Source organism: Exiguobacterium sp. UBA1053 (assembly GCF_002316465.1).
In the GTDB taxonomy this organism is placed as follows: domain Bacteria; phylum Bacillota; class Bacilli; order Exiguobacteriales; family Exiguobacteriaceae; genus Exiguobacterium_A; species Exiguobacterium_A abrahamii.
Genome location: NZ_DCDO01000009.1, coordinates 34,442 through 46,584 on the forward strand (window position 1 = coordinate 34,442; position 12,143 = coordinate 46,584).

General features: G+C 48.3%; 13 protein-coding genes, 2 pseudogenes and 1 other annotated feature. Of the genes and pseudogenes, 4 read left to right on the forward strand and 11 right to left on the reverse strand.

What is annotated here, in order from left to right:
- Positions 1-7: 7 nt before the first annotated feature.
- The 6 genes and pseudogenes from B3G15_RS06725 to B3G15_RS06750 form a co-directional block, all read right to left on the reverse strand.
- On the reverse strand, positions 8-970 hold the full coding sequence (locus tag B3G15_RS06725) for a LacI family DNA-binding transcriptional regulator (RefSeq protein ID WP_069940484.1): 963 nt from the start codon (positions 968-970) through the stop codon (positions 8-10).
- A complete protein-coding gene (locus B3G15_RS06730) occupies positions 945-1,355 on the reverse strand; it encodes an HAD-IIB family hydrolase (protein ID WP_069940483.1) in 411 nt (136 codons plus the stop codon). The genes B3G15_RS06725 and B3G15_RS06730 overlap by 26 nt, the downstream gene beginning before the upstream one ends.
- Before the next feature lie 44 nt (positions 1,356-1,399).
- Positions 1,400-1,795, reverse strand: coding sequence for an HAD family hydrolase (locus B3G15_RS06735; RefSeq protein ID WP_069940482.1), 396 nt, complete (start codon positions 1,793-1,795; stop codon positions 1,400-1,402).
- A gap of 166 nt (positions 1,796-1,961) precedes the next feature.
- Positions 1,962-2,387 (reverse strand): annotated as a pseudogene (locus B3G15_RS06740) (NUDIX hydrolase); the annotation flags it as partial.
- A 20-nt stretch (positions 2,388-2,407) separates the two neighbouring features.
- Positions 2,408-2,818 (reverse strand): hypothetical protein, encoded by a 411-nt coding sequence (locus B3G15_RS06745; protein ID WP_069940480.1) that lies wholly within the window; start codon positions 2,816-2,818, stop codon positions 2,408-2,410.
- Between the two features lie 30 nt (positions 2,819-2,848).
- Positions 2,849-3,535 (reverse strand): glyoxalase, encoded by a 687-nt coding sequence (locus B3G15_RS06750; protein ID WP_069940479.1) that lies wholly within the window; start codon positions 3,533-3,535, stop codon positions 2,849-2,851.
- A gap of 132 nt (positions 3,536-3,667) precedes the next feature.
- Here B3G15_RS06750 and B3G15_RS06755 point away from each other — a divergent pair, with 132 nt between their 5' ends.
- Positions 3,668-4,324 carry a hypothetical protein gene (locus B3G15_RS06755; RefSeq protein ID WP_290719329.1) on the forward strand — a complete coding sequence of 219 codons (657 nt, stop codon included), beginning with the start codon at positions 3,668-3,670 and terminating at the stop codon, positions 4,322-4,324.
- 58 nt (positions 4,325-4,382) lie between these two features.
- Positions 4,383-4,634, forward strand: coding sequence for a hypothetical protein (locus tag B3G15_RS06760; protein WP_290719331.1), 252 nt, complete (start codon positions 4,383-4,385; stop codon positions 4,632-4,634).
- Here the strand turns inward: B3G15_RS06760 and B3G15_RS06765 are convergent.
- The 3 genes and pseudogenes from B3G15_RS06765 to ileS form a co-directional block, all read right to left on the reverse strand.
- Positions 4,613-5,089, reverse strand: coding sequence for a GNAT family N-acetyltransferase (locus B3G15_RS06765; RefSeq protein ID WP_290719333.1), 477 nt, complete (start codon positions 5,087-5,089; stop codon positions 4,613-4,615). The genes B3G15_RS06760 and B3G15_RS06765 overlap by 22 nt on opposite strands.
- 46 nt (positions 5,090-5,135) lie before the next feature.
- Positions 5,136-5,501 (reverse strand): SMI1/KNR4 family protein, encoded by a 366-nt coding sequence (locus B3G15_RS06770; protein ID WP_349676248.1) that lies wholly within the window; start codon positions 5,499-5,501, stop codon positions 5,136-5,138.
- A gap of 100 nt (positions 5,502-5,601) precedes the next feature.
- Positions 5,602-8,675 (reverse strand): annotated as a pseudogene (gene ileS / locus B3G15_RS06775) (isoleucine--tRNA ligase).
- Between the two features lie 57 nt (positions 8,676-8,732).
- Positions 8,733-8,978: a binding site (T-box leader), on the reverse strand.
- An 84-nt stretch (positions 8,979-9,062) separates the two neighbouring features.
- Here ileS and B3G15_RS06780 point away from each other — a divergent pair.
- Together B3G15_RS06780 and B3G15_RS06785 are read left to right on the forward strand one after the other, a co-directional pair.
- Positions 9,063-9,614 carry a GNAT family N-acetyltransferase gene (locus tag B3G15_RS06780; protein WP_214855839.1) on the forward strand — a complete coding sequence of 184 codons (552 nt, stop codon included), beginning with the start codon at positions 9,063-9,065 and terminating at the stop codon, positions 9,612-9,614.
- A 109-nt stretch (positions 9,615-9,723) separates the two neighbouring features.
- Positions 9,724-10,638 carry a hypothetical protein gene (locus B3G15_RS06785; RefSeq protein WP_290719339.1) on the forward strand — a complete coding sequence of 305 codons (915 nt, stop codon included), beginning with the start codon at positions 9,724-9,726 and terminating at the stop codon, positions 10,636-10,638.
- 300 nt (positions 10,639-10,938) lie between these two features.
- On the opposite strand, the gene B3G15_RS06790 is transcribed toward B3G15_RS06785, so the two are convergent.
- Both B3G15_RS06790 and B3G15_RS06795 read right to left on the reverse strand, forming a co-directional pair.
- Positions 10,939-11,322, reverse strand: coding sequence for a hypothetical protein (locus B3G15_RS06790; RefSeq protein WP_069940471.1), 384 nt, complete (start codon positions 11,320-11,322; stop codon positions 10,939-10,941).
- 224 nt (positions 11,323-11,546) lie between these two features.
- Positions 11,547-12,143, reverse strand: a 597-nt coding sequence (locus B3G15_RS06795) for a transposase (protein WP_290719341.1), incomplete at its 5' end; no start/stop codon positions are given.

Below are 12,143 nucleotides of genomic sequence, written 5' to 3' on the forward strand. Positions count from 1 at the left end.
ATTTATTTTATGTTGATCTTCGAATCATTAGTTCCATTTCCAATATTATTTTCTTTTGATTATCTAATTCTTTTTGATCCAGTAACTGCTTTGCTGCCAGTCTTCCAAGCCCCACGACTGGTTGCCGGATCGTCGTCAATCCAAGCGCTCGTGCGATCGGTCGATCGTCGAATCCTGTAATCGCGATATCCTTTGGCACCCGAATGCCATCCTTGCGAAATTGATGGATGAGACCTGCTGCGACTTCGTCATTGCCGACGATGATGGCGTCTGGTAAGTCTATCGTTAGAAGTTGACTTGCTAGTGCTTGTCCGTCTTCGAAAGAATAGCACCGATCCGCGTACCATTGAATTCCATGACGGAGCGTAGACGTCTTGAGATATTGGTCGAACGCCTCCCGTCTGACTCTTCCGACTCCGCTATCTGGATTTCCAAGACAGAGACCGACTGTTTTTGCTCCTCGTTCTTCTACATGTTGCAGCAACATCGTGATCGCTTTTTCATGATTAAAAGAGAGCGACGGCACGATACCCTGATGATCTTCGCAGGCAACGACTGGTCCAAGCGTCCGCATCGTCTTAAGTAACTGCGGCTGACTGATGGCGCCAATGATCAATCCGTCAATCCGCTTATCGCGAAGGTATTGCATACTCGCTTCTTCTTTTGATGAATCGTGTTCCGTCTGGATGACAAGGAGTGTGTGGTTTCGTTCCATGCACACTTGACCGATTCCCTCGATTAATTGATGAAAAAACGGATGACCGACACGCGGCACGAGGACACCAATCGTATTCGTCTCACCGCGTGAGAGGTTGATCGCATTTCCGTTCGGACTATATTCCAGTCGCTCCATCACGTCTAAGATGATCCGTCGCTTTTCTTTTGATACATGCTTATGACCGTTTAAGACACGGGATACCGTCGACTTCGAGACACCCGCTTGTTTAGCGATATCCGAGATGTTCGCCATGCTGTTCCTCCTTCGTTTGTTCCCATCGTTCTAAGCCGTTTAATGCCTCCGCTACACCGTCCTCGTCATGATCACTGGTAAGGTATGTCGCTCTGCTTTTGACAGACGCTTCAGCGTTTCCCATGGCAATCGATGTTCCCGCCACTTCGAACATCGGTAGATCGTTTTGATTATCACCGATCGCAATGATGTCCTCGAGTGTCATCCTGTACGCTCTTGCGATATCTTGAAGGGCAGTCCCTTTTGTCACGCCGTTTGCCATGACTTCTAAGTTATAGGCACCTGAACGTGTCACGGAACAGATCTTCAGCTGAAGGAGTTGTTGCTCGAGGTGTTCGAGTCGCCATCTGTCAGGTGAGACGAACATGAATTTGATGACGTCCAACTGATCGATTGCGATTTCGTCAACTTCCTCAACACTGTGTTGCGTTAATTGAGCCTGAATCGCTTCTTGAAACGCACGATCTCCGCCTTGAAGAGCAGCGCAAGCGAAAACTGCGGTAACAGGATGTTATCTTGTAGATAAATATGTATGAATATGTTTGTAGATCGTACGATCTCCCAAATCGTTCGACTGCTAGAACGGCTCAAAAAATACCGTCTACCTTGTCCCACCTCGACCTCTGCCCCGTTCGCACCAATGACCGGACAATCCAGTCCGTGTTGCGCTAGAATCCGTCGTGCATCAAAAGCAGCTCGCCCGGTGACGATGATGACGATATCTCCTTGGGCTTGCCGTTTCTTGATGGCTGCCTGATTTTCCGCCGAAATTCCGTGTTCCTTATTTAATAACGTTCCATCTAAATCAATCGCAAAGCATCGCATCGCATCGCGTTTCCCCCTTTTCGTGTCCTCTTGATGCTACAGGCTGAAACGCGTCCCAGTGCAACAAAAAATCTTGAATGAACAGTTCATTCAAGATTTTTTGTTTTTTATCCTTTGCTTCCAATGGAGAGGTGATGTGCTGTCCGTTGTTTTTGAACATACTCATCAAGATCGGTCGTTCCGGTGGATTGAGGTTTTCTGGTAGCTGATCCATAGCGAAAAAGCGTAATTCTGCGACTTCTGACGGATCCCGAACCACTTCACCCGTATAAGCTGTACACAGAAATGCCGAAATCACATTATAGACTTCATCCCCATGCGGATACTTATAGTAAAACGCATCACCCGAATAGACGTTCAATAATTCGAGATGCTCCGCTTCAAGACCGGTCTCTTCCCTTAATTCTCGTTTTGCTGTTTCTACGAGCGTCTCCCCGATCTCAAGCGCTCCACCAGCGAGTCCCCAGCAACGATTATCTTGCCGAAGTTGTAACAAAACTTCTTGTTTATCGTTGACGACGATGACACACGCCCCTGCCATGACGAGTGGTCGTGTGCCGACGAGTTTGCGTAATTCTGTGATGTATCCCATGTCATTCAGTCCTTTTCCATTTAAATTACTTTCGTTCGGACGCGCATCCGTTTGAGTCCTGTCAATAGGAGACACAACAAGATGATGCCCGAAACAAAAAGTACGTACGTATGAATCGTAAAGAGGGAACGGAAATCGATCAGTGCCACATTCTGCTGCATCTCAATCCAACTACTTAGTATGATTCCACTGATTGCAAGTAAGATGAGTACTCCGACCTGTCGACGTGTCAGTGAGACATACGTCAAAACGCGCATGCCTTCACGGATCACGAATGGTAGGAGAACGAGGAGTGCTGCGACCGGTAAGATGACCGGGTCACCGCCTTGCTGAATCGGCATCGACCGGGTCAAATAGCCAAACAGAAAAAAGAAACCACATACGAACAACAATAATCCGAACGCGATACTCGCATTCACCGCTTTGTTCATCTTACTTCCCTCACTTTTTAGAATAATGAATTATGAAGAAACGGTACTTTGATGCCATATACCCGCTGCATCAAGCCGGACCCGATGTCTGCCGTCGAGTTCCATCTCGATCGGACTGATCTTCGCCGTCTTCGGTGAGAACAACCATGTCCGTCCTTCTGGGACGAGCAAGATATGCGTTCCATCCACGACCGGTCCGAGGAAGTTGAGTGACGCGCCATTGAGCGGACGTTCCCATCGCTCGACAACGCCGATCTCCGCTAGCTGCTCACCCACTTCAAGCACATCTTTCACCGTCAGACTCATCTCACCGATTCCGAGGATGTCGGATACATCAAACGTCAGTTTCGCTTTAGATGGATTGATTTGATGCCGCGCGATCAGTTCCAAGACATTTTCATCTGGATCATAAAAATAGCAGGAATGCGAATCCGTGAAGTCAAAATAAATCTCATCCTGTCCGTCTTCGATCAAGAGTGGTGTCCGCTCTACGAGCCACGCTTTACCTTGTTGGAAGACGTTTTCCGGAATGTTGAACGCCATATGGTACTGCGTATCAACATCGTCCGTCTGTTGATATGTCAGCTGATCGGTACCGATTTGCATCGTAAACGACTCATTCGTTTCCGAGACGAGCGGAAATCCGATCTGGTTTATGTAAAAAGCCTTCATCGCCGGTAGATGGCGTGTCACAAGAATGGTTTTTGAAATGTTCAAGCTGATGACCTTCCTTCATTTGCAGTAAAATTTATCAAAAAGTGATGTGCTTTATTTTACCACTAATGGTAAAATCATAACGATATAAAAGTCTGATTTTTCAGATATTTTTATACCTGAGAGAATGTTTAGATGAAATTACTAATCGCTCAACCGAAACGCGAGACCGGGCTCGCACAATTCGAACGCGAGATTGCCGCTTATCCTGAAGTCGATCTGATCGTCTATCCGGAAGGATACTGCACGATCGCAGAACTCGATCGCGTACAACATCTTGCCAAACAATTCAGGACAGCCGTTGTCCTAGGTTACAAAGATACGACGAATCTCGATCGCGCCGTCATTATTGATGCGACTGGTACAATTCTTCTTGATCGCGCAAAAACACCAGAAGCTGGACCGCTTTATACACCATCAACAGCAAACGACGGGTCGTTCCGCTATGGATACGTCCTCTGCCGTGAAATCTTCTTAGGAAAAGACGGACTACGCGAGGAATCCGGACTTGATCTCATCTTTAACCCGATTGGCGTCGGCATGTTCAGCGAGGAACAGTACGTTGAGTGGTCCGGTGAAGCGCGTATCATCAGTCAGGCGCAACGAGCACTCATGATCGGAACGAGTCATGCCGATGGTTCGTACCGCAACTGTGGTTTTTCGATTTCGATTGCCTTCATCTATGACGAGACGGGTGAACCGTTGCTGTTGTCTCATAACGATACCCGGACACGTCTGTTTGATACGGTCACGCGTCACGTCGAAGTCGTCGGTACACCCTCTTTATCGTAAACGAACACACGCTTCTTCTGACTGGAAGAAGCGTGCCATTCCTTCAGGAGGTGCTCTTATGTCTCAAACAGGTCGTGCGTCATTCTTTTGGAAACGATACTTCTATGTCTTCTTTCCTTTGTTCATCTTCGGCGTTAGTCACGAATCATACCTGGTCGATAATCCGTTAGCTAACCTTGAGGACATCGGCGAGTTCGTCTTCTTCTTTTGCCTTTATCTGTTTAATTTTGCCGTTCTTGCCGCTTTTTTAACGAATCTGTGGTGGTTCTTCCTTCCGACAAAACCCGCTCATGCCGAAACCAATTTTTGATAAGAAACGAGTGTCGCCCGTTCATTGAGCGGTTGACTGACACCGGTCAATCGATAGCCCATCTTCTCATAGAAATAACAGTTACGTGTCTCTTCACGAATCGTCCGCAGTTCCCATGTCGTTGCAGTCGGATAAGCTGCTTCAACGAGCTGTAATGCGCGTTGGGCGATCCCTTCACCTTGACGGGCTGGATCTAAGAACATCGGACTGATCGCGTAGCGACTCGGTGCTTTCGCAACGACACAAATCCCGCCGACGACGACATCGTCGACGATGATTTGATGAAACGTACTGCTCGGATGTGTGATCCGGTGAATGACACGATCGATCGATTCGTTCGCCGGATTCGTTGCAAAATCCTGATACCGCTCGAGCGTCTCTGAAAACGCCTCGAGTTGAAGCGTATGAAGCTTCGCAGCGTCTGTAAGAGACGCTGTCTTTAATTGAATGTCCACTAAACCTCTTCCTCTCTTACCGGAACCACTCCCAAAATGGTGTGCCTTACGCGACGATCAAGTAGTCGAGCCATCGCTCGAAGCCGAACGGCATTGCGTCTTCTTCCCATTCCTCGAAATTAAGAAATTCCCCACTCCAGATCCGATTTCCTGCCGGGCGATTCATCTCGTAGACGATCCACTCCCCGTCTGGTCCTGCACCGATCGCTAAGAAGTTTTCGGGACATTCCCACATCTCGCTATACGTCAGGCAATCCTCGATCGAAAAGAGTTCGAATCCATCGTTGTAGGATAACGTTTCGTGCTGAAACAGCTTCGCCCCGTTATGTTGACGCAAGAACGCCTGATAGTCGTCTGCCGTCCAGTCAGGTAACAGCGCGAGCTGTTCGTCCGTTGCTCCTCGGTTAAAGATGAAACGTTCTCGGGCAACATATCATTCTTCTTTTTGGACCTCTAACAAACCGTCGACGAGTCGACCTTTTAATGCTTCTAATGCAATCATGCTCTTCTCCTTAACAATATTCTTTCGTTGGTGTGAACGAGACACCGACATCGTGTCCGCCTAGCTGAACATCCCCTGCTCCCTGTAGCGGTTCAGTTCGCACGGAGGATAAGGCAAGGTGTTTGAATAACAAAGGCTCAAACGTCTCGACGATCGGTTGGAACGTCGCATCGACCGACAAGACGAGATCGATTCGGGCGTCCCGCGATAACGCCTGTGCCTTTCGTTCAGATTGGATATAGCGGACGAGCTCCCGCATCCAGCGTTCCTGCTCCAGTGCTTCCGTGATCCGCGTATCGAGCGTCACGGTGAGTCCACCATTCGTCGTAGCAGCAAAGCCCGTCTTGACGATTGGTTCGACGATGACGTCCGCTTGACGCACTTCGACTTCATCGCCTGATGCGGTCTGATAGATCAATCTTCCGGTCTCGAGCAAGTCGGAAGTCTCCTGTGCAGACAATTGTTGTAGCCATTGGTGGATCGCGTTCGCTTGCTGTGCGAATTTCGCTCCGGCTACGCGGAAGTTCAGTTTAAGACGGAACTGTGTCGTCGCTTGCGTCGTCGGGACGATTTGGACGTCTTTTACATTCAGTTCCTCTTGGATGATTGCCGTATAGTCCGCCCACGAAAAGGTTTCGCTCGATTGGACGCTTAAGCTAGCAAGCGGTTGTTTTACTTTTAAGGCGTGCGTATTACGTACTTGTCGTCCTAACTCGACGACAGAGACAACCTGTGCCATTTCGTATTCCAGATCAGGTCGGAGCATCGATTGATCGGCAACCGGATAATCCGCTACATGTACGCTCATTCCTGTTAATCGCTGATAGACATCATCAGCAAGGTACGGCGTGAACGGAGCGAGTAGTCGTGCCGTCGTCGAAAGTGCGAAGTGGAGCGTCGTGTACGCGGCTTGTTTCTCTTCCGACCAGTCAGCTTGCCAGAAACGTTCCCGAGAACGGCGGATGTACCAGTTACTGTTCTCATCGACGAGTTGCGCAAGACTCCGCGCTGCTTGAGTCAATTGATAATCGTCCATCGCATCCGTCTCGTCTGTTGGACTCGCGAGAGCAACCATTCGTCGAGACGCGTCCGTTTATGCGGACGTGAGCTATCAAATCCGTCTAGCTCAGCATACGTCAGATAAAACTGGACGGCATGATCCAGCGTATCGACTAGTTTTGATTTTGCTTCTTGGACGATCCGCTCGGCAAACCGTTTCGCACTCCACGGACTGCTGTCGACGAGTAGCGCCCAGCGTAAGCTATCAGCACCATATGCTTCGATCAATGCCACCGGATCGAGGGCATTCCCACGACTCTTCGACATCTTCTGCCCGTTCTCATCGAGGACATGACCGAGTGCGAGGACACGCTTATAGGCAGGCTGTCCCGTGAAGAGTGTCGAGATCGCTTGCAAGCTGTAGAACCAGCCCCTCGTCTGATCGATGCCTTCGATGACGACATCGGCTGGATAGCGGTTAAGCGTCTGCGTCCGTGACGGATAATGCTGTTGCGCGAACGGCATCGCTCCGCTATCAAACCAGACATCGATGACTTCTGGTGTCCGGTGCATCACTCCCTGACACGTCGGACACGAGACCGATAACGCATCGACGTATGGTTTATGCAACTCGACAGATTCCGTCGATGTCGTCGTCCGGCGTAACAGGTCAGCCTTGTTTTTTGGAACGAACGTCGTGTCACACGCTTCACACTCCCAGACGTTCAGTGGTGTGCCCCAGTAGCGATTACGACTGATGTTCCAGTCGACGAGTTGCTCAAGGAACTTCCCGAACCGCCCTTCCTTGACGTGGTCGGGATACCATGTCACAGACGCATTGTTCGCAAGGAGTTGTTCCTTGACGGCTGTCGTCTCAATGAACCAGTTGTCTTGTGCGTAATAGAGCAGTGGCGAGTCACATCGCCAACAATGCGGATAGCTGTGCGTATAGCGTTTTTTCGCAAACAAGCGTCCCCGTTCAGCGAGCAGCTGGATGATTGCAACTTCTGACTCCTTGACGAATCGACCAACGAGTGGTGGAACGGCGTCCGTGTAACACCCAGCAGCATCGACGACATTAACGAATGACAGACCGTTTTCCCGGACGACCCGGTAATCTTCTTCCCCGTACGCTGGAGCAAGGTGGACAAGTCCGGTTCCGCTCGTCGCTTGGACGAAGGACGCCCCGACGACCGTGTGACCGTTCTCTGGCGTCACGAAATCAAACGGTGGTTCATAACGCAAGCCGACGAGTTCCGCACCAAGCTGTTCGGATACGACCTCGACGGATTCTGAGAACAGTTCAGCGACTAACGCTTTTGCGACAATGAATCGCTCTCCTTCAAACGCTACCGTGACATACGTCAATTCCGGATGAACCGCCACCGCGACGTTTGCCGGTAACGTCCAAGGTGTCGTCGTCCACGCAAGCAGAAATGTCTGCTCCATACCGACGATCGGAAGTTTGACCGTCGCCGATAAGTCCGTCACGTCCTGATAGCCTTGCGCGACTTCATGGGAACTGAGTGATGTCTGACAGCTCGGACAATACGGTGACACACGGTGTCCCTTCGTCAACCAGCCTTTGTCATGGATCGTCCCGAGGATATGCCAGACGCTCTCGATATAATCATCCTCCATCGTCACGTAAGGGTCATCCATATCGACCCAGTAGCCGAGTTTTTCCGTGAAGGAGCGCCACTGTGCTTCGTAGGAGAAGACACTTTCCTTACAGCGTGCGATGAATGCTTCAACACCATAGTCTTCGATCGCTTGTTTGCCGGAGATGCCGAGTTGTTTCTCGACACCGAGTTCGACCGGTAGTCCATGCGTATCCCAGCCAGCTTTTCGCTCGACCCGAAACCCTTTCATCGTCTTATAGCGGGCGACGGTATCCTTGACGGTTCGTCCGAGCGCATGACCGACGTGGGGTAAACCGTTCGCAGTCGGCGGTCCTTCGTAGAATACGAATTCCGCTTCCGTGCGTTGCTCAATCGATCGTGCGAAGACCTGGTCTTGTTTCCATCTGTTTCGGACACGCGCTTCGCGTTGTTGTACGGTTTCTGCTTGGTTTTGTGGCGTCATCACTTGTTCGCTCCTTTGTCAGTAACTAAGAGAATACAAAAAAAGTCCGCCCCCTTTGACAGGGACGGACTTCACCGCGATACCACCCATATTCCGTCGAGAATACTCGTTCTCGACAGCACTTAGTTGCACACTATCATGTGCATTCCATGTAACGGTGGACACCCGGTCACGCTTACTGAATGGTTCAGCGTGACTTCTCAGAGAGGATCTTCATGATTAATCTGGCTACCGGTTCTCAGCAATCCCGGTTTTCTGTAAGGCAGAGGGACAATCATTACTTTTTCTCGTCAACGAAATGATATGCTCTTGTTGTGGAGAATCTTACCATATGCCTTAAACACTGCACAATAACTTTTTACATTTTCTTGCAAAGGAGTTTTTTGAATGTTACATACTTTCCCAACGCTTAAAACGGATCGTCTCGTCTTACGCGAAGTGTTACCCGAAGATGCTACGAGTGTCCTAGCCTATTTATCAGACGAACACGTCGTCAAACAGATGGGACTCGCCGCCTTTCAATCAGAAGCAGACGCGCTTGAAGAGATTGACTGGTATGCCTCGATTCGTCGCGATGGAACGGGTATCCGGTTCGGGATCGCATTACAAGAAGACGATGTCATCATCGGCAGTTGCGGTTTCTTGAATCAAGCGGAACGCCATCAGCGGGCAGAACTTGGGTTTGAGTTGAGCCCTGCCTATCAGGGACAAGGCATCGCGAAGGAAGCAGCGCTTGCGGTCATCGAATATGGCTTTACAGAACTTTCGCTCAACCGGATCGAAGCACTTGTCCTACCAGCAAACACCGCTTCGCAACGATTGCTTGAACGGCTCGGATTCCAACGTGAAGGGTTGCTTCGTCAATATGAGAAAACGCGTGGACAATTCGATGATTTGTATATGTACTCGATATTGCGAAGTGATTGGTTTCAAATTTAATCTATAAAAACATTTCCTTCATTTCAAAATGATTGAAATCTAAAAAGATGATATTGGAATATACTGTTAGGTGTAAGAAATCATTTTTGTCATTTAAGGGGGAACCATCTTGAAGAAATGGATCGCAGCAGGTCTTGTATCATCATTAGCATTCGGTGTCATGCAGACATCAATCGTTGAAGCAAGTTCAACTTCAAAAGAAGTGGCTAAACTGAAAAAGGAAAAAGCAGCACTCCAAAAACAACTAGCCGACGAAAAGAAAAAAACAAAGAAGTCGGAAAACGCCTATAAGACGTTACAAGGACAGCACACGAGCCTCTCAAAGTCTTATAAATCACTTGATACTAAGTACAAGAATCTTCAAATCGAGAACGAAGGGAACAAAAAGAAGATCAAAGAGCTTTCGACTGGGTATCGCCTTCTCGCATCTTCAAAATCACTTGTCACAGACGGAGCAGTCGTAACTGGTAAGTACAAAAATACAGAAAGTTTGTTGATGCTTGGTAAAACGCCATACGTACCATTACAATTGTTAGCAGACCTTTCAGGATTACCTCTAATCGAGACTTCCACCGCTTATGAAGTCGGAACACCACTTTCAGGTACATCACTTTCATCGATCCATATCGCCTCTTCATCGTTTGAATCGATTGAAAAAAATCAATCCATTTTAGCGAATGGTAAACTAAATAATCAAAACGTAATCTTATCAGGGTTCTTCAATGATGAATATGCTACTTTTAGTCTTGATCGAAAATATAAAAAATTATCTGGTCAACTGTCCCTTTTGACTGAACAAGCTTTGACAAAAAGTTCGAGTGACTTGAACTATGCGACTCCAGAAGATGAAATGACACTTGTATTCTCCGACAATAACGGAAAAGAACTCGGTCGCTATGATGTTGTATATGGCGCGGATGAAATAGACTTTGATATTGATGTCACGGGTGTGGCGAATCTTCGTGTAACTGCAGAAGGAAACAGTACAGTTACTACATTGATTTCACCTGTACTGACAAAATAATAAAAAAAATACCTAGAAGAGATTATTAGTCATCTCATCTAGGTATTTTTTTCATCATTTATGCAATTCTTTGATTCGTTTGTGGGTATCAGTTATTTCTTCTTTAAACAGATAGACATGAGGATTGCCCTCAAAAAAACAAGATAAATTCATAATAAGCAACATCTAGTGGAGCAAGCTCAATCGCTTTTCGTGCATGATGCAGCAGGCACATTCCATATAATATAGTAGATGTACCATCAGTAGTGACATCATTATTGTTGTTCTTCCATGCTTTACTCCTTTCCGTTCCAAACCACTTCATCGATAGGAACGTGCTTTCATAAACTCAATGATTGGTAGTGTAACTAAAGCAATCGCGAACAAAACGATCAATAACAGATTCGCTGATTCACGTAAAAAGTAATCGAGACAGATGAATCCAAAAATCAGGACAATCAGGATTTTGTAGCTAACGAGGCCGCTTTCCGTCGTAATCTTTTTGCCGAGCTCATCTTCTGGCACAGGACGCTCGTCTTCTCCTGATCGTGCCCACGTAAAATACGAGAAGAACATGATCAATAGAATCGCCAATTGAACAATCGAGAAGAACGTTACATTGTTTTCGATGATCATACTAATGATGGTAAGACTCGCCACTATCACGAGCGTTACTAAAAATAAACCCGTTTTTTTCTTAGACATCCCATTCCTCCTGTTCTGAAATGAACAGATGATCGACTTGTGTCTGCAAGACTTTGGCGATATTAAACGCTAATTTTGACACTCCCACGGCTAAAGCCGCAAGCCCACACCTTTGGTGAGGGTGGGATTCTCAAGTGCTTGGCGGACTCAATCCATTTCTGCTTCGTCCGAGCCTTGAGGTAGGGGTGTGCCATCACCCCTCCTGAGACAGACCGTATAGGTTCTCAGGCTGATGGACTGTTACCATCCATCACAGGTGCGTATCGAATGTTCATCGCACCGACGGCGTCCCGATGTCCTTTAAACCCACAGGCACACGTATAGACCCTATCCCTCACCTTGTTCCTGACGGAACAGGATGGGCAGGTCTGACTCGTGTAGGCGGGGTTCACATACTCAACCTTGATGCCCGACAAGGCGGCTTTGTATTCGATGAAGGACGCGAGACGATAGAACGACCATGAGTGGAGGTTCTGGTTGTTTTTACGGCTTGTTCTTGCCGTCTGTCGGATGTTCGCCAAGAGTTCGAGGCGAATGACAGAGATTTTCTTCTGTCTTGCAAAATCGACGATGGCTCGGCTGACCTTGTGGTCCTTGTCCCGCATCCACCGCTGTTCATTCTGATTGCGTCGTTTGATAGCCTTCGGCTTCTTCTTTTTGCCGAGTGCCTTCCGTTCCGCACGGAACTTGCGTTTCATATACTTGTTCTTACGACCGTTCCCGAAGAAACGGGTCGTGTCGTCATCGGTGACGGCGACCGCCGGCACTTTCAGTCCGAGGTCAACCCCCATCACCCGCACCCCCGTCCGAGGGACGGTCGG

Coding starts and splice junctions, on each gene's coding strand:
- B3G15_RS06725 (WP_069940484.1), bottom strand. CDS start 970: ATGGCGAACATCTCGGATATCGCTAAACAAGCGGGTGTCTCGAAGTCG.
- B3G15_RS06735 (WP_069940482.1), bottom strand. CDS start 1,795: ATGCGATGCTTTGCGATTGATTTAGATGGAACGTTATTAAATAAGGAA.
- B3G15_RS06745 (WP_069940480.1), bottom strand. CDS start 2,818: ATGAACAAAGCGGTGAATGCGAGTATCGCGTTCGGATTATTGTTGTTC.
- B3G15_RS06755 (WP_290719329.1), top strand. CDS start 3,668: ATGAAATTACTAATCGCTCAACCGAAACGCGAGACCGGGCTCGCACAA.
- B3G15_RS06760 (WP_290719331.1), top strand. CDS start 4,383: ATGTCTCAAACAGGTCGTGCGTCATTCTTTTGGAAACGATACTTCTAT.
- B3G15_RS06780 (WP_214855839.1), top strand. CDS start 9,063: ATGTTACATACTTTCCCAACGCTTAAAACGGATCGTCTCGTCTTACGC.
- B3G15_RS06790 (WP_069940471.1), bottom strand. CDS start 11,322: ATGTCTAAGAAAAAAACGGGTTTATTTTTAGTAACGCTCGTGATAGTG.